Source organism: Bacillus sp. 5w2 (assembly GCF_054353775.1).
This window is the reverse complement of sequence record NZ_JBTIWT010000004.1, coordinates 260,049-276,608: the sequence shown is the minus strand read 5'-3', so window position 1 is coordinate 276,608 and position 16,560 is coordinate 260,049. Positions and strand designations below refer to the sequence as shown.

The window sequence follows — 16,560 nt, the reverse complement described above, 5'->3', positions numbered from 1 at the left end:
TGTATTTCAGAAGAAAAGCAGCAACTTACACAGTTGCTGCTTTCTCTTCTTCTTGTTCTTGCTCCATCTTACGAATTTCAACACGTTTAATTTGGTAAGCATCTTTTTCTAGCACTTTAAATGCATAGCCTTCCGCTTCAACGTATTGTCCTTCTTCAATTTCATGATTTTGCATCATAATCCAGCCACCGATTGTATCCACATCGTCTTCTTCAATGTGTAATCCAAACAAATCTTTTACTTCTGAGATAAGCACTTTTCCATCAACGATTTTATGGTGCTCATTCACATGCTGAATTGGTGGTGCTTCATCTTCATCATATTCGTCACGGATTTCGCCGACGATTTCCTCCAAGATGTCTTCAAGCGTTACAATCCCTGCTGTTCCTCCGTACTCATCATATAAAACAGCCATCGGAATTCGCTTCTTCTGCATTTGAAGTAATAAATCGTGAATTGGAGTCGTTTCCATCACTTCAATAATCGGACGCATATACGTGCGAATCGATGATAAATCTTCTTTATCGTTGTTCATATATCGAATAAAGAAATCTTTTACATTGACCATACCGATAATATCATCTTTATCTTCTCCAAAAATCGGATAACGTGTGTATCGTTCATTTTGGATTACTTTCATGTGTTCTTCTACTGAATCTTCCAGGTAGAAACCAATGATTTCTGTTCGCGGTACCATAATCTCTTTTGCAATACGATTATCAAATTCAAAAATGTTATTTACATACTTGTATTCAGCCTGATTAATTTCGCCACTTTCATAGCTATCTGAAAGGATAAGGCGTAATTCTTCCTCTGTATGAGCTACTTCATGTTCTGAAGCTGGTTTCAAACCGAATAAGCCAGTTACAACACGAGCTGAACCGTTTAATACCCAAATAAATGGATACATGACTTTATAGAACATCATTAACGGACCTGCCAATAACAACGTTACTTGTTCAGCCTTTTGAATTGCCATCGTTTTCGGAGCTAATTCCCCTACTACAACGTGTAAATACGTCATTAGCATAAAAGCAAGACCAAATGTTAATACTGATGAGATAGAAGGATTTATGTTCCATTTCTCAAATAACGGGTGTAATAACTTTTCAATTGTCGGTTCACCTAACCAACCTAATCCCATAGCTGTAACTGTAATACCTAATTGACAAGCAGATAAATATTCATCTAAATTTGTTGTTACCTTTTTCGCTGCTAAAGCACCGCGTTTCCCTTCCGCAACAAGCTGATCAATACGACTTGAACGTACCTTTACAATCGCAAACTCTGCTGCTACGAAAAATCCAGTAAATGCGATTAAAATCGCAACCATGACTAAATTAAATATTTCCAATGAATCCCCTTAGTTTAAAAAACTAAGGTGTCCACCTCCTGTATACTATAATGTTTTCTTATTTGTTTATTAGAAAACATAGCCCGATACAAAAATTAAAGAGGTCGGATTTCACTTTTTCTATAATAATAGAGCAAGTGTCTGTATTAAAGCTGTCGTTTGACCAGATAAAGATTTCGATATTTTTTCACGTTGTGAATCAGTCAATCCATCTAAAAGCGGCTTTAACTCCGTTAACTCTGCTTCTAATCGATGAATATGGTCTGTCACTTCATTCACTTGTTTCGAAACGTGTTCATTGATACCGAGCAGCTTCTTCTTCTCCTCGATTTTCTCTTTAATCTCACAAAGCGGCATATGCATTTCTTTGCACTTCTCAATAAATTGTAATGTCTCAAATGCTGTTTCATCGTAATAACGATAATTAGATTGAGATCGCTCCGCTTTTAAGATTCCTAGATTCGTATAATAATCAATCGTTCGTTTCGACACGTGAGCCATGAGAGCCAACTGTCCGATTCGATACACCTTCCCAACGATCTTCCCCCCTTGTTTATATTACTACCATCATACAATACATAAACTGTACAGTCAAACGTGACGGTTTATTATTCATAATTTATACAAAATTTATCGTCTTATCTTTTATGATCAAGCCTATTAATTTAACTATATAATAAAATACTAAAATTCAAAAAACAAAACGAACAAAATATAACTATGAAATTGCCCGTTCCTTTCTAATTTAAGTACATATCATAATAACATCGATATCAAATTCTTTTTAATTAGGAGGAAAAAATGAAAGCTGTTATTCTTGCAGGTGGATACGGAACAAGGATTGGGGAAGAAACGCATTTAAAACCAAAACCTATGATTGAAATTGGAACAAAACCTATTCTATGGCACATTATGAGTTTGTATAGCCATTATGGGATTACTGAGTTTATTATTTGCTTAGGCTATAAAGGATATGCAATTAAAGAATTCTTTCTAAATTACAACTTACACATGTCCGATTTCACAATACATTTAAGCGATAATACAATTACTAGCCATTCTCATCGTGTAGAACCGTGGAAAGTTACACTAATCGATACTGGTGTAAATACCGAAACGGGTGGACGAGTAAAAAAGATTCAAAATTATGTTGGAGATGAACCTTTCTGCCTCACTTACGGCGATGGATTAAGCAATGTAAATATAAACGAACTCATTGCATTTCATAAAAAACACGGCAAAATGGCAACTGTTACAGCCGTACAACCTCCTGGTAGATTTGGTTCTCTCGTATTAGATAAACAGTCTGTAACATCCTTTCAAGAGAAGCCATTAGGTGATGGTGGATGGGTTAACGGTGGCTTTTTCATTTTAAATCCTGATGTTTTCAATTACATTAGTGGAGATAAGTCTGTTTTTGAAACAGACACTTTAGTTCAGTTAGTAAACAAAAATGAACTAGCAGCATATCAACATACTGGCTTTTGGCATCCAATGGATACATTGCGCGATAAAAATAAATTAGTCGAGCTATGGGAAAGTAATAACGCTCCGTGGAAGGTTTGGTAATATGGCTTCATCATCTTTTTGGAATAAGAAAAAAGTATTTATTACAGGACATACTGGCTTTAAGGGCTCATGGCTCACCCTTTTCTTAACTTCTTTAGGTGCAGAGGTATTCGGCTATTCTTCTCATCCCCCATCCATTCCTAACCTTTTTGAACAAGGTAACGTAGCAAAAGAGTGTATGACAATTAATGGCGACATTACAGATTACGATTCTTTATTCCAGGCCCTGAAACAACATAACCCTGACATACTATTTCATTTAGCAGCCCAGCCAATCGTCACCACTTCATATAAAAATCCTATCGAAACATTTAAAACGAATGTTTTAGGCACTGTTCACGTATTAGAAGCGGCTAAACATATAGAAAGTATACGTGGCATCATTAATATTACAAGTGATAAATGTTATGAAAATGACGGGAGCGGTAACCGGGCATTCGTGGAAAGCGACCGGCTAGGAGGTTTCGATCCTTATAGTGCTAGTAAGGCTTGTGCTGAACTAGTTGCAACATCCTATCAAAAATCATTCTTCCGCACTAACACACTTAAACTTGCCTCAGTAAGAGCAGGTAACGTCATCGGCGGTGGTGATTGGGCAAAAGACCGATTATTCCCGGATATCATTCGTGCATATTTACAAGATAATACATTAAATATTAGAAACAAAAGCGCTATTCGTCCGTGGCAACACGTATTAGACCCTTTACATGGATATATTCTTTTAGCTGAGAAGCTATGGAAAGACGCCAAATTTGCAGCAGCGTGGAATTTCGGCCCGATAAATGAAGCGAACAGAACCGTTCATGATGTCATCCAATCTATAATAAAATTATGGAATCAACCACTAACAATCATTTCTCCTCATACAAATACCCCTTATGAATCACCTATTTTAACACTCGATAGTACTAAAGCAGTAAATAAACTCGGTTGGACTCCTAAGTTATCAACAGATCATTCTATCGCTTGGACTGTTGATTGGTACAAAAAATATGCATCCGGTGAAAATATGGAATCTGTCACGCGACAACAAATCGATGCATTCAAAAATTTATAAGGGGGCTTAAAAATGGAACAGAAAAAATGCCGTTTTTGCCACTCATTACTTACAAATACTTTTTTAGATTTAGGTGTTTCTCCTCTCGCTAACTCATTTGTAGCTCCAGAACATTCATATAAAATGGAACCATTTTATCCATTGCACACGTTTGTTTGTAACTCTTGTTTACTTGTACAATTAGATGAATTTGAATCTCCGCACAATATTTTCCATGACTATTTATACTTCAGTTCTTACTCATCAAGCTGGCTACTGCACGCTAAGCAATATGTAGAAATGGCGATTAAACGCTTCCACTTAACGAATCATTCAAGGGTGATTGAAATTGCGAGTAACGACGGGTACTTATTACAATACTTTCAAAAAGAAAATATCGAAACGTTAGGAATTGAACCAGCAAAAAATGTAGCAGAAAGCGCTATCCAAAAAGGAATTCCTACTCAAGTAGATTTTTTCAGCAACGACTTAGCAAAAAAATTACCGCAAGCAGATTTAATCGTCGCAAATAACGTATTAGCACATGTCCCGAACTTGCATGATTTTGTCGCCGGTTTAAAAACGTTATTAAAACAAGATGGCACAATAACAATTGAATTCCCGCACTTATTAAACCTCATATCCTTTAATCAGTTTGATACGATTTACCATGAGCACTTCTCCTATTTTTCACTTATAAGTCTTCAAAAAATTTTAGCTCATCATCATTTACAAATTGTCGATGTTGAAGAACTTTCAACGCATGGTGGTTCATTGCGGATTTTTATAAACCATCATAGTGACTCATTTACTATCCATTCCAATGTTACAAAATTAATCCAAAAAGAAGTAGTTCACGGGCTAGATACATTAGATTGCTATCTCCTTTTTTCTAAACGCATAGAACAATTGAAAATAAATATTTTAAAGTTTTTTATCGAAGCAAAAGCTTTAAACAAACAAATTATCGGTTACGGTGCTCCAGCTAAAGGAAACACCCTTTTAAATTATTGCGGGATAGGAAAAGAGTTTCTAGCTTATACAGTAGATAAAAACCCTCACAAACAAAACCTCCTTCTACCAGGAACCCGCATTCCAATACAATCCCCAGAAGAAATTAAACGTACAAAACCTGATTACATTCTCATACTTCCTTGGAATTTGAAAGATGAAATTATGAAAGAATGCTCTTTCATTCGTGAATGGGGCGGCAAATTTTTAGTAACAATACCAGAAGTTGAGGTAATTGAGCCATGAAAAAAATCCTTGTAACAGGCGGTAGTGGATGGATTGGTAAATATGTTGTACATTCTCTTATTCAAAAGGGCTATGAAGTGCACGCCACTTACAATACAAATAAGCCTTCTCACCTTTCTTGCCATTGGCATAAAGTAAACTTACTTTACGATGAAGAAATAAAAAAACTCATTTACGACATGAAACCTAGTCATCTCATTCATTTAGCTTGGGAAGCAGTACCACCAGCGTGTTATGTATCTATTCATAATTACTATTGGCTTACATCCAGTATCTCATTGATCCAACACTTCACAACATGTGGTGGAAAGCGAGTCGTCGTTGCAGGTACTGGCGCAGAATATGAATGGTTTAACGGCGTATTATTTGAAGATTCACCGCTTCTTTCCTATAAAACCCCGTATTCATTATGTAAAAACGCACTGCACTCCTGGCTACAAACGTACGCCGAGCAAACCGGTCTCAGCATGTGTTGGGGCCGCATTTTTCATATGTATGGCCCTCACGAACAAGGGAATCGGCTCGTTTCTAACATTATCACTTCCTTATTAAAAAATGAGGAAGCACTATGTACACATGGAAAACAATCAAGAGATTTCCTCCATGTGGGCGACGTCGCTAATGCTCTCGTAACAGTATTAGAACATGGCGTTACAGGCACAGTCAATATCGCTTCTGGTCAATCTGTACAAATTAAAGAATTAGCTTCTATCATTGCTAAAAAGATAGGAAAAGAACATTTAATTAAACTAGGTGCAATCCCTTTCTCTAAAGATGAACCTTTATTCGTCAGCGTTAATGTAGAACGTTTAAAAACTGAAGTAAACTGGAAACCAACATACGATCTAAATACAGGAATCGAAGAAACAATTTTATGGTGGGAATCATTTATACAAAAACATAACGATATGCATTACTAAAACGTAAATCCTTCGTTCCTCTCGCTAAATCCTTATACCATTCTTCTAGTTTTTCCGGTGTAATAATATGATGTGTCCCCATTCCCCCATGCTTACTAGCTTCAGAAAGAGTCGGACCAATTTGTAACTTTCTGTTTCTCATCGCATCGTTCCACGGGCTAAACCCAAACCATAATATACAAGCAAGAGGCGGATAAATCATAGATTCATGCGCAGATAAATGTCTTCCAACCGTATAACTTCCGTGTTCATGATTATGAATAAATCTACCTCTTCTCCACAACGACCAATCTTCTGGTAAATAACCGTGAAATCGCTGTTTTATTAAAGGTAGTCCAAAGTTAAGGTCCGGATAATTGTAGTTAGGATCATCAACCATAATAAGCCCTTCCAGCCAATACATCCTCCCCCCCAATTCATTTAGTGATTTCCAAAAGTGGTTTTTATCTTGCACACAAAGAAACTCGGTCGTATTTAAAATCATTTTCCATCCTTGTACTTCTTGTTCTACCCTCATCACTTCATGATCTGTCGCAAATGCATCAAACTCTGGATTTGCAGAATCTCGTACTTCCCAGTGTGGTGCGAATTTTTTACAAATTTCAACCGAACGATCTGTTGAACCTTTATTAATTAAAATGCCATGATCAAACAGTTTCGTATGATGAGCAAGCCACCAAGGTAATAAATATTCTTCGTTATAAAAATGAGAAATAACGGTTGTAGTTATAACAATCTCCTCCTCTTTCTCTATTAATCTACTTTTTCATCCTACTCTTACTATACTTATCAAGTATGTAATTGGTTTCTTTTATTTTAAAAATATGTTTTTCTACCATATAGTATGCTTGCTTAGACAACCACCATTTCCATTTTCTAAAGAAACATCCCAATAAACTGAAAATTAAGTTATAATATCATTATAAAATTAAGAAGGAGGAATGCACGCATGTACTACAACACTTCATTCGAAAACGATCAACCTGTAGGCCGTCTATAACCTAAGACGGGCATTCATATAGCACATACACTTTGCCTCGTCTTAGGGAACTCATAATACCCTAAAAATAGACGGAGGTACTTCAAATGAAACAAACCATTTTAGGAGCTATATGCTTATCACTAGCAGCTAGTATATGGGGCGGTATGTACGTTGTTAGCAAATATGTACTCGACTTTATCCCACCACTTACACTCGTTTGGCTACGCTTTATCATTGCTTTTGTTGTTTTGTATATGATTTTAAAAATAACTGAGAAAAAGCAAAAGAAAAAAGTAACCATTCGTAAAAAAGATTGGCTATTATTCGCTTGGATTGGATTTATCGGATATTTCATTTCGATCACTTGTCAATTTATCGGAACAAAATTATCCGACGCTCATACTGGCTCTTTAGTAACATCAGCTACACCTGCATTTATGGTTATATTTGCAGCGATCATTTTAAAAGAAAAACTAACCGCTAGTAGACTGTTATCTACTATCATAGCGACAATCGGTGTCATTATCGTAATCGGATGGGATATTGAAATTGGCTCCTATTTTATCGGTACAATCATATTAGTTGGGGCCGCTATTACGTGGGCTTTACTATCTATTTATGTAAAAATTGCTTCAGCTCGATTTTCATCTTTAGTGATTACAACGTACGCCATATTCTTTTCACTCTTTTTTATTACACCTTTTATGATATGGGAATTCCAATCTAGCCCTATTGAACATATGAACCTGTATGTAGTATTAGGCGTACTTTATTTAGGAATCGTCTCAACGGCAGGTGCCTTTTTCCTTTGGAATAAAGGATTAGAATTAATGGACGCTAGCATCGGCTCTTTATTTTTCTTCTTCCAACCTATCGTTGGATCGTTGCTTGGTTGGCTCTTATTAAATGAGACATTAAATAGTAACTTTTTTATTGGTGGTATCCTTATTATATGTAGTGTTTTCATTACTACTTTTGAAAAGAAATGAAAAACAGGCAGAGATTAAGAATCTCTGCCTGTTTTTATCCACTCTTTACGCACTCCAATGCGATGGACGGGACAATAATTTCGGTAATTTCGTATGTTTGTCCCCTCTCGCCGCATTAACTTGAACTTGCGTCAGAAAAATACTATTTGTAAAATCGGCCCCACGAATATCTGCATCCCGCAAATCTGCTCCAATGAGATCTGCTCCACGTAAGTCTGCGCCATTTAAATTAGCCGCAATTAAATACGCTCCTCTTAAATTCGCCCCTTGTAAATTTTTCTTTTTCAGATTTGCTCCCATAAAGTCTGCTCCGCGGTGAATGATTCGCTTCTTACGCGCAGCATTCATTTCCTTCCAAACTAGCTCACTCGTTTCTAAAAGTAAAACATTTACTTCTGCACGGTGTAACGGGATATTTACTTTCATTAACTCGTCCGCAGTTAAATTCGAAAGGCGCTCAGTCTCTTCAATTGCTTTATTTAGTTCTTTATGAATTGGCTGCGTTGCCTTTAATAGAATAGCCTCATTCAAATACCAAAGCATTTCATGAAGCTGATGCATAACTGGAAAAGCATCATACATTTCTCTTGCATGCTTAGCATCTTTCCGCCAATCAATCCCGTTAAATGTAACTTGAGAAATCTTCTGTCCAGCGCCGAAACACTCAAATACTGTACAACCTTTATAACCTTTTCCTCTAAGATCTTTATGTATGCTACATTTATAATCTGACTGTAAATTAGAACATGGTTTACCACCATCTTTATTCACTGCAAAATCTACTGATGCTGCGAACGGTAACGCCACGCAACATAGACCGAAGCATTTTTCACAGTTTGCTTTTAAATGATCGTTATAATTAGTCAAAATGTATACCCCCTGTTGTCTTTTGACTATTTCATAATATTCTAACTGCATGAAATAATCAATTTAAAAATAAACGAGTATCTTTCATTTCAATTCATAACTTTATCATTCGATTTCCTTTCAATTGAAAAGGACTATTTCTATTTAATAAATTATAATTAAATTATAAATTTTCAAACTAAAAGGAGACTTACTATGGCACTGGAAATGAAAACAAACTGTCAAATTTGCGATCAATCACTGGGGCAAGATTCTGAAGCTTACATTTGCGTGTATGAATGTACATTTTGCGCACCGTGTACAGAAGAAAGACAAAACGTTTGCCCAAACTGCGGCGGCGAGTTAGTACGTAGACCGAAAAAGAAACAATAAAAAGCAAAGCGATATCGCTTTGCTTTTTTTAGACTTATGAAATTATATCAACGATTTTTCAAATACATCGAACACAACTTAAATATTTAAAAATTTAACACAAACAGGCTCTGGTACAACGACATCAGATTGTAAAAGTGTTAACTTACCTGTAGATTCACTTCTTGAAAATAGTACAAGATTATGTGACTTTTCATTTGTAGCAACAAGGAACTTTTCAGTAGGATCTAATACAAAGTCTCTTGGCCAATTTCCTTCTGTAGATGTATGTTCAACAAATGTAAGCTGGCCTGAATTTTGTTCCACACTGAAAACAGCAATAGTATTATGACCACGATTACCTACATACACAAAGCGGCCATCAGAAGAAATGTGAATAGCACTTCCTTGACTATTTCCATCAAATTCTTGCGGAACAGTAGAAATATACTGCAACTCTGTAAAGGACCCTTCTTCCGGATGATACGTTAACACAATAACTTCCGAACTAAGTTCAGTCATCACATAAGCGTACTTTCCGTTCGGGTGAAAAGCAATATGCCTCGGACCACTTCCTGGATTTACAGATAAACTATTCACTTCTGTTAATGTACTATCTTTTATTTCATACGTTATTAATTTATCTATCCCTAAATCAACACCCACCACATATTTTTCATCAGGAGTATATCCCGCGTAATGTGCATGTGGTTTTTCCTGTCTTTCTTTATTTGGACCTGAACCTTCATGTCCCATAATAGATGTGGCAGCATTTACAGTTCCATTTTCCTCATTTACTACAAAAGACTCAATCGTTCCTTTATGGTAATTCGCTGTAACTACCGTATGATTTCCACTATCCACACTAATATGACAAGGAGAAGCCCCTTCTATTACTTGTCTGTTTTGTTCCTTTAGCTCTCCAGTATAACTGTCAATCGAATAAGCAGCTACACCACCAGATTCGCCTTCTTTTACAACAGAATAGAGATTTTGATTATTTCGGCTAATCGTTACATATGTAGGGTTATCCAGCTTGGCCGCAAGTGCTACATTACTAATTTTTTTTGCTTCCGTATCTAAAGTAAACTTATATATTCCTTCACTGTTTTCTTTCGTGTACGTTCCAACATATCCAATAAACTCTTTGTTATCATTCATTTTCATAACCCTCTCTCCCTATATTTTTCGTTCATCTTACTTCTTAAAATATTTTATATTGAAAGAGTATCCTAAAAAATTTGAGTACCTCTTTATACGTTACCATATTTTCTTGTTAAATAGCCTTTAAACCCACTTTTTTTGGTACGCAGCTATACTTTCATATTCTTCTTCCAATTGACGGGACAGACGAATATAGATAGGTGTTAAATCTTTATATTTTTCCACACTTTCCATGTTTGGTTCATGGTGGAAATTCGCACCTACCATTTCAGATACTACGCATAATGTATCTATTTCACCTAGACTATATAAACCGAGGATTGCAGCTCCTAAGCAAGAGCTTTCGAAACTTTCCGGAACATATACGTCTTGATGAAAAATATCCGCCATCATCTGTCTCCAAAGTTCCGACCTTGCAAAACCGCCTGTCGCTTGAATTTTTTTCGGTTCGCCAATTAACTCTTTTAGAGCGAGAAGAACGGTATATAAATTATAAATTACCCCTTCTAAAACAGCACGGATAAGATGTTCTTTTTTATGATGTAACCCAAGTCCGAAGAAAGATCCTCGCGCATTTGCATTCCATAAAGGAGCTCTTTCCCCTGCTAAATACGGATGAAATAATAAACCGTCAGATCCCGGATTCACTTTTGCTGCTATTTCAGTAAGCAATTCATAAGGATCTTTTCCTAAGTGCTTCCCATACTCAACTTCTAACGTACATAATTGGTCGCGAACCCACCTGAAAATCATTCCACCGTTATTAACCGGTCCACCAATTACCCAAAGATCCTCAGTTAACGCATAACAAAAAGTCCTACCCTTCGGATCCGTTACTGGATGATTCGTTACAGCTCGCACTGCACCGCTCGTACCAATTGTAATAGCAACTACTCCAGGTTCTATTGCATTTACACCTAAATTGGATAGTACCCCGTCACTTGCTCCTACTACAAAAGGAGTCGTAACAAGTACATTCATCTCTCTTGCAAATTCTTCATTTATCCCTATTAAACTGTGCGTCGTTGGAACAAGTGTAGAAAGCTTTTCATCTGTAATTCCTGCAACACGCAAGGCTTCTTCATCCCATTTCAAAGATTTCAAATTGAACATTCCTGTCGCTGATGCTATAGAATAATCAATTACATATCCCTTAAATAACTTATAAAAAACATACTCTTTAATAGAAATGAATTTATAGCTTTTTGCAAACAATTCAGCATGCTCATTTTTAAGCCAAACTAATTTCGAAAGTGGTGACATAGGATGGATTGGTGTACCAGTACGAAGATAAATTTCATGACCATTCATATCATTCTTTATTTTCTCTGCCCAGCTTGCACTTCTATTATCTGCCCAAGTAATACATCTCGTTAACGGCTTGCCTACTTCGTCTACAGCAATGACACTATGCATTGCCGAACTAAAAGAGACACAAAAAATATCAATCGGCTTTATTTTACTTGATTGCACAACTTCTTTAATCGTATGTATCACCGCTTGGAAAATCTCTTCTGGATCTTGTTCCGCTATTTCTGGCGTGGGAGAATATAAAGGATATTCAATCCCATGGCTTGCAATCACCGATCCATCAATCGAAAACAAAACTGATTTTGTACTAGTTGTCCCAATATCTACACCAATCATATATTTCGAGTTCACTATGTAACCCCTTTCAAATTATTCCTATAACAAAAGAGCACCTTGATGTATACAAAAAAGACGCTCCCTTATGAGAGCTACGTTTTAACAAACTTCACTCTTATAAGGAGGTCCTTTTCATAACTATAATACTATTTTAAAAAGTGAAAGCCTCACTTCATTATAACTTAGGCGCCTTCGCCCAATCCGCAGCAAACTTCTCAATACCTTGGTCTGTTAATGGGTGCATAGCAAGTTGTTCAATTACTTTATAAGGAATTGTTGCAATGTGAGCACCTGCCATCGCTACACGAGTTACATGATCTGGATGTCTAACAGAAGCCGCAATAATTTGTGTATCTAATTGATGAACATCGAATAATTCAGCAATTTTAGCAACTAATAATACGCCATCTTCAGAAATATCATCTAAGCGACCTAAAAATGGAGAAACGTACGTTGCACCTGCCCGAGCAGCTAAAAGAGCTTGGTTCACAGTGAAAATAAGTGTAACGTTCGTTTTCACACCTTTTTCAGTTAGATAGCGACAAGCTTCTAATCCTGCTAGTGTCATCGGAAGTTTTATTGTAACTTTTTCATCGCCGCCGTTAATCTTAATCAGTTCCTCTGCTTGAGCAATCATTTCTTCAGCTGTAACGGCATCTGGAGTTACCTCTGCTGAAACAGATTCAACTTTAGGTACTTCCTGACAGATTTCTCCAATACGGTCTTCAAACTTAATGCCCTCTTTTGCCACTAATGAAGGATTCGTTGTAACACCAGCTAAAACTCCAAGTTTATATGCTTTTTTTATGTCCTCAAGATTTGCAGTATCAATAAAAAATTTCATGATCCATTCCCTCCAGTTTTTAAATGTTAACGAATTATAATTTTAAGATGTTTATTTCTTTTCTACTGCATGTCCGCCAAATTCATTGCGCAGTGCTGCTACAACTTTTCCTGTAAACGTATCATTGTCTAATGAGCGGTAGCGCATTAATAAAGACATCGCGATAACAGGAGTTGCTGTTTGAAGATCTAATGCTGTTTCTACTGTCCATTTCCCTTCACCAGAAGAATGCATAACGCCCTTAATTTCATCCAGTTTTGCATCTTTAGAAAATGCATTTTCAGTCAATTCCATTAACCACGAGCGAATAACTGAACCGTTGTTCCATACTCTTGATACTTTTTCATAATCGTAGTCAAATTCACTCTTCTCTAAAACCTCAAATCCTTCACCAATAGCAGCCATCATTCCATATTCAATTCCGTTGTGAATCATTTTTAAAAAGTGACCACTACCAGCTTTTCCAGCATATAAGTACCCATTTTCTACAGCTGTATCTCGGAAGATAGGTTCAACGATATCCCAAGCTTCTTGGTCTCCTCCGATCATGTAACAAGCACCATTACGAGCCCCTTCCATTCCGCCAGAAGTTCCTGCATCCATAAAGTGAATACCATCTTCCTTTAGTTGCTCATATCGGCGAATAGACTCTTTATAATGTGAATTACCAGCTTCAATCAAAATATCTCCTTTTGATAACAGCGGTGTAACCTCACTAATAACAGAATCAACAACAGCGTGCGGAACCATAACCCAAAGAATTCTTGGTGATTGTAACGATTGAACAAGTTCGCTTAAACTAGATACACCTGTAGCCCCGTATTCTTTCATTTCTTCCACCGCACTCGTATTTAAATCGAATGCGGCTACTTCATGTTTATGATCAATTAAATTTTTCCCTAAATTCAATCCCATTTTACCTAAACCAATTAATCCAACTTGCATAATATAATTCCTCCTTAAATTACCCTTTATTAAAAATACATATGATTAAAATCATGAATTCCTTTTGTCATATATGTACATTCTTAAAAACCTTCATTTAAAAATGCACTTATTTTTTCCAGTCCTCATCTAACCACCATTTAAATTCACTTTCTTGTAATAGAGCATGAGCAGCACCTGGACCATACGAACCCGACTCATATTCGTGAAGAGGCAACAAGTTTTCCTCGAATGCTTCAAGGAGTGGCTGCACCCATTCCCATGACAATTCAACTTCTCTCCAATGTGCAAAGAATGTAGAATCTCCACATACAGCATCATATATGAGCCTTTCATAAGCTTCAGGTATTCCCGCTCCTGTTTGCTCACAAGTAAAATGAATACGGATCGGTTCAAGCTCTCCATTGTTCAATGGATTTTTACTATTTAATTGGAGTGAAACATTTTCATTTGGGCTAATTTCAATGATTAACAAATTAGGCTCTGCATTTGGATTACTATCTTGATATTGCTGCTTTAATGTATTTTTAAATTCAATTACAATACGAGTAGACTTCTCTTTCATTCTTTTTCCTGTTCGTATATAAAAGGGAACGCCAGTCCAAAACGGGTTATCGATCCATAGGCGGGCCGCGACAAATGTGTCTGTTTGAGAAGAAGGGTTTACTCCTGGCTCCTCTCTATACGCTACAACTTGTTGTCCTTTTATCTCTCCTGAAGCGTATTGCCCGCGAACGATATGGTTCTGAACGTCTTCTTTTTTCACTTTACGAAGAGTCTCCATCACTTTTCGCTTTTCCTCACGAATTTCACATGCATTAATCTTTTCCGGCAGATTCATAGCAGTCATCATTAATATTTGCAACATATGATTTTGAACCATATCGCGAATGGCTCCTGCATGATCATAATATCCTGCCCTTTCTTCTACCCCAACCGTTTCACTAGCTGTTATTTGTACATTCGCAATATGTTCTTTATTCCAAATCGATTGAAGAACAGGATTTGCAAATTCAAGTGCTTCAATATTTTGAACCATCGGTTTACCTAAATAATGATCAATACGGTATATTTCGTCTTCTTCAAACGTTCGGCTCAGCTTGTCATTCAGCTCTCGAGCAGATGTAAGATCATGACCAAATGGTTTTTCAATCATCAGGCGCTTCCATCCATCCGTTTTATCAAGTCCACTTTCTTTAATATTTAAAGCAATTGTCTCAAAGAAGTCAGGAGTAACTGAAAGGTAGAACATTCTATTCCCTTGTATATTTTGTTCTTCTTCCCTTTCACGAACTACTTGTAATAATCTTTTATAATCTTCTGGCTTATTCACATCTAACGAACAATAACGAAAATACTCTAAAAAATCTTCTATTTTCGGAGTACCTTCTTCTCTGCGACGAGAAAAAGTTTCTATGGATTCTTTTATTCTTTTTTGAAAATCTAAATGAGATACTTCACGTCTTCCAAGCCCAATAACGGATATTTGCTTTGGAAGCTTTTGATCTCTATATAAGTTATATAGCGCGGGGTAAATTTTTCTTTTAGCTAAATCCCCTGTTGCTCCAAATAAAACAAAGGTCATTGATTCCAATTTTAGTCCCCCTCGTGATGTATAGTCATTGTCACTATAGTAATAATGCATTGTACAGAAGCTACTATGATTGTTGATCCACTCTTACTTCTTAACTTCTAATTTTTTATAGTTGTCGCTTTCTAATTGTCCCCAATATTAATAGTGGCAATTCAAAGCATTTTTTCCACATCCTACTTACCTACCATAACTTATATAAAATAACTTAATTATTAAAAGTAATTAAGTTATTTTATGTCTATCATATTAACTACATAGATTATCATCGTCAAGGAAAATGTCTCGAATTAAAGATTTTTCATTCCATAATATCTTTTCGTGCTTGTCTATTTATTAAGAAAAGATTAGAAATATGTCCATTACATGAAAAGAATAATAAAAAGGAAAAACCGAACATCTTTTTGTTCGGTTTTTCCTTTTTATTATTGCTTCAAATGATTTTTCACCGCTCTTATAACCAATTCGTGATCTCCTTCTGGTGGTAATCCTGAAACTGTTATCATTCCAATAACCCCTACGTTTTTTATTCTGATAGGAAAGCATCCACCAAATGCAGCATATTCCGAAGTATCTAAAAGATATTTTTCATTATATGAGATTCCAGTTATTTCACTTTGTATCTGCATATAATACGAGCTACGATCATGCAGGGAAACGACTCGTTTTTTACGCTCAATCCATTTCGTATTTTCCTCATTTGTCCCTGTCATCTTGAAATGAAATAATTGCACACCATTTTTCGTTATATCAACAGCAATCAATTTCCCCTCTCGCTTTGCTGTTTCAACGATAAATAAACCTAATTGCAAGGCATCTTCATTTGTAAAAGAGGAAAATTGAAGTGTTTCCTCTTCTATTAAAATTTGCTTACCTATTTCATTTAGATTCGAAGTACTCATATCTTTATCCCCCTTAATCACCTTATGCCACATTGATATTTTTGAAATCAATATATCTAATACCATAAAACGTATTCTCTTCTTCCTGGTGCTAATATGAATTATATTTAGCGCATTAAAAATGTATGTCCTTTCTTACTAA

Annotated in this window: 16 protein-coding genes; 6 read left to right on the top strand and 10 right to left on the bottom strand. The window is 36.1% G+C overall.

What is annotated here, in order from left to right; genetic code table 11:
• Nucleotides 1-25: 25 nt before the first annotated feature.
• Both ACXY7N_RS11225 and ACXY7N_RS11220 read right to left on the bottom strand, forming a co-directional pair.
• Complete coding sequence (locus tag ACXY7N_RS11225) at nt 26-1,354, bottom strand: hemolysin family protein (RefSeq protein ID WP_016135021.1); 1,329 nt, start codon at nt 1,352-1,354, stop codon at nt 26-28.
• A 120-nt stretch (nt 1,355-1,474) separates the two neighbouring features.
• Entirely contained in the window at nt 1,475-1,882 is a 408-nt protein-coding gene (locus ACXY7N_RS11220; RefSeq protein ID WP_000285637.1) for a MerR family transcriptional regulator, read from the bottom strand.
• A 273-nt stretch (nt 1,883-2,155) separates the two neighbouring features.
• Here ACXY7N_RS11220 and rfbF point away from each other — a divergent pair, with 273 nt between their 5' ends.
• The 4 genes from rfbF to ACXY7N_RS11200 are packed head-to-tail and all read left to right on the top strand — an operon-like array spanning nt 2,156 to nt 6,136.
• Nucleotides 2,156-2,923 carry a glucose-1-phosphate cytidylyltransferase gene (gene rfbF / locus ACXY7N_RS11215; RefSeq protein ID WP_016087009.1) on the top strand — a complete coding sequence of 256 codons (768 nt, stop codon included), beginning with the start codon at nt 2,156-2,158 and terminating at the stop codon, nt 2,921-2,923.
• A gap of 1 nt (nt 2,924) precedes the next feature.
• Entirely contained in the window at nt 2,925-3,980 is a 1,056-nt protein-coding gene (gene rfbG / locus ACXY7N_RS11210; protein ID WP_098885353.1) for a CDP-glucose 4,6-dehydratase, read from the top strand.
• A gap of 12 nt (nt 3,981-3,992) precedes the next feature.
• Nucleotides 3,993-5,216, top strand: coding sequence for a class I SAM-dependent methyltransferase (locus ACXY7N_RS11205; protein ID WP_098986763.1), 1,224 nt, complete (start codon nt 3,993-3,995; stop codon nt 5,214-5,216).
• Nucleotides 5,213-6,136, top strand: coding sequence for an NAD-dependent epimerase/dehydratase family protein (locus tag ACXY7N_RS11200; protein ID WP_116349028.1), 924 nt, complete (start codon nt 5,213-5,215; stop codon nt 6,134-6,136). The genes ACXY7N_RS11205 and ACXY7N_RS11200 overlap by 4 nt, the downstream gene beginning before the upstream one ends.
• Here ACXY7N_RS11200 and ACXY7N_RS11195 read toward each other — a convergent pair.
• On the bottom strand, nt 6,105-6,890 hold the full coding sequence (locus ACXY7N_RS11195; protein ID WP_488592421.1) for a glycosyltransferase family 2 protein: 786 nt from the start codon (nt 6,888-6,890) through the stop codon (nt 6,105-6,107). The genes ACXY7N_RS11200 and ACXY7N_RS11195 overlap by 32 nt on opposite strands.
• 332 nt (nt 6,891-7,222) lie before the next feature.
• On the opposite strand from ACXY7N_RS11195, the gene ACXY7N_RS11190 reads away from it, so the two are divergent.
• Nucleotides 7,223-8,107 carry a DMT family transporter gene (locus ACXY7N_RS11190; protein ID WP_098885350.1) on the top strand — a complete coding sequence of 295 codons (885 nt, stop codon included), beginning with the start codon at nt 7,223-7,225 and terminating at the stop codon, nt 8,105-8,107.
• Nucleotides 8,108-8,152: 45 nt separating this feature from the next.
• Here ACXY7N_RS11190 and ACXY7N_RS11185 read toward each other — a convergent pair whose 3' ends face one another.
• Nucleotides 8,153-8,974, bottom strand: a complete 822-nt coding sequence (locus tag ACXY7N_RS11185) for a pentapeptide repeat-containing protein (protein WP_488592406.1) — start codon at nt 8,972-8,974, stop codon at nt 8,153-8,155.
• Nucleotides 8,975-9,169: 195 nt separating this feature from the next.
• Here ACXY7N_RS11185 and ACXY7N_RS11180 point away from each other — a divergent pair, with 195 nt between their 5' ends.
• Nucleotides 9,170-9,346, top strand: a complete 177-nt coding sequence (locus ACXY7N_RS11180) for a DUF1272 domain-containing protein (protein ID WP_016087002.1) — start codon at nt 9,170-9,172, stop codon at nt 9,344-9,346.
• Nucleotides 9,347-9,424: 78 nt separating this feature from the next.
• Here ACXY7N_RS11180 and ACXY7N_RS11175 read toward each other — a convergent pair whose 3' ends face one another.
• The 6 genes from ACXY7N_RS11175 to ACXY7N_RS11150 form a co-directional block, all read right to left on the bottom strand.
• Nucleotides 9,425-10,492, bottom strand: a complete 1,068-nt coding sequence (locus ACXY7N_RS11175) for a lactonase family protein (protein WP_080117909.1) — start codon at nt 10,490-10,492, stop codon at nt 9,425-9,427.
• Between the two features lie 120 nt (nt 10,493-10,612).
• Complete coding sequence (gene gntK / locus ACXY7N_RS11170; RefSeq protein WP_454497555.1) at nt 10,613-12,154, bottom strand: gluconokinase; 1,542 nt, start codon at nt 12,152-12,154, stop codon at nt 10,613-10,615.
• A gap of 157 nt (nt 12,155-12,311) precedes the next feature.
• A complete protein-coding gene (gene fsa / locus ACXY7N_RS11165) occupies nt 12,312-12,980 on the bottom strand; it encodes a fructose-6-phosphate aldolase (RefSeq protein WP_488592405.1) in 669 nt (222 codons plus the stop codon).
• Between the two features lie 51 nt (nt 12,981-13,031).
• The gene (gene gnd, locus ACXY7N_RS11160; protein ID WP_016086998.1) at nt 13,032-13,925 is read right to left on the bottom strand and encodes a phosphogluconate dehydrogenase (NAD(+)-dependent, decarboxylating); all 894 of its coding nucleotides are present in this window, start codon (nt 13,923-13,925) and stop codon (nt 13,032-13,034) included.
• Between the two features lie 109 nt (nt 13,926-14,034).
• Complete coding sequence (gene zwf / locus ACXY7N_RS11155; protein ID WP_088084027.1) at nt 14,035-15,519, bottom strand: glucose-6-phosphate dehydrogenase; 1,485 nt, start codon at nt 15,517-15,519, stop codon at nt 14,035-14,037.
• A gap of 422 nt (nt 15,520-15,941) precedes the next feature.
• The gene (locus ACXY7N_RS11150; RefSeq protein ID WP_488592420.1) at nt 15,942-16,451 is read right to left on the bottom strand and encodes a heme-degrading domain-containing protein; all 510 of its coding nucleotides are present in this window, start codon (nt 16,449-16,451) and stop codon (nt 15,942-15,944) included.
• Nucleotides 16,452-16,560: the final 109 nt, after the last annotated feature.

What these genes read in the sequence shown, in the direction of transcription:
- rfbF (WP_016087009.1), top strand. Translation starts at nt 2,156, where the DNA reads ATGAAAGCTGTTATTCTTGCAGGTGGATACGGAACAAGGATTGGGGAA.
- rfbG (WP_098885353.1), top strand. Translation starts at nt 2,925, where the DNA reads ATGGCTTCATCATCTTTTTGGAATAAGAAAAAAGTATTTATTACAGGA.
- ACXY7N_RS11205 (WP_098986763.1), top strand. Translation starts at nt 3,993, where the DNA reads ATGGAACAGAAAAAATGCCGTTTTTGCCACTCATTACTTACAAATACT.
- ACXY7N_RS11200 (WP_116349028.1), top strand. Translation starts at nt 5,213, where the DNA reads ATGAAAAAAATCCTTGTAACAGGCGGTAGTGGATGGATTGGTAAATAT.
- ACXY7N_RS11190 (WP_098885350.1), top strand. Translation starts at nt 7,223, where the DNA reads ATGAAACAAACCATTTTAGGAGCTATATGCTTATCACTAGCAGCTAGT.
- ACXY7N_RS11180 (WP_016087002.1), top strand. Translation starts at nt 9,170, where the DNA reads ATGGCACTGGAAATGAAAACAAACTGTCAAATTTGCGATCAATCACTG.
- ACXY7N_RS11175 (WP_080117909.1), bottom strand. Translation starts at nt 10,492, where the DNA reads ATGAAAATGAATGATAACAAAGAGTTTATTGGATATGTTGGAACGTAC.
- fsa (WP_488592405.1), bottom strand. Translation starts at nt 12,980, where the DNA reads ATGAAATTTTTTATTGATACTGCAAATCTTGAGGACATAAAAAAAGCA.
- gnd (WP_016086998.1), bottom strand. Translation starts at nt 13,925, where the DNA reads ATGCAAGTTGGATTAATTGGTTTAGGTAAAATGGGATTGAATTTAGGG.
- ACXY7N_RS11150 (WP_488592420.1), bottom strand. Translation starts at nt 16,451, where the DNA reads ATGTGGCATAAGGTGATTAAGGGGGATAAAGATATGAGTACTTCGAAT.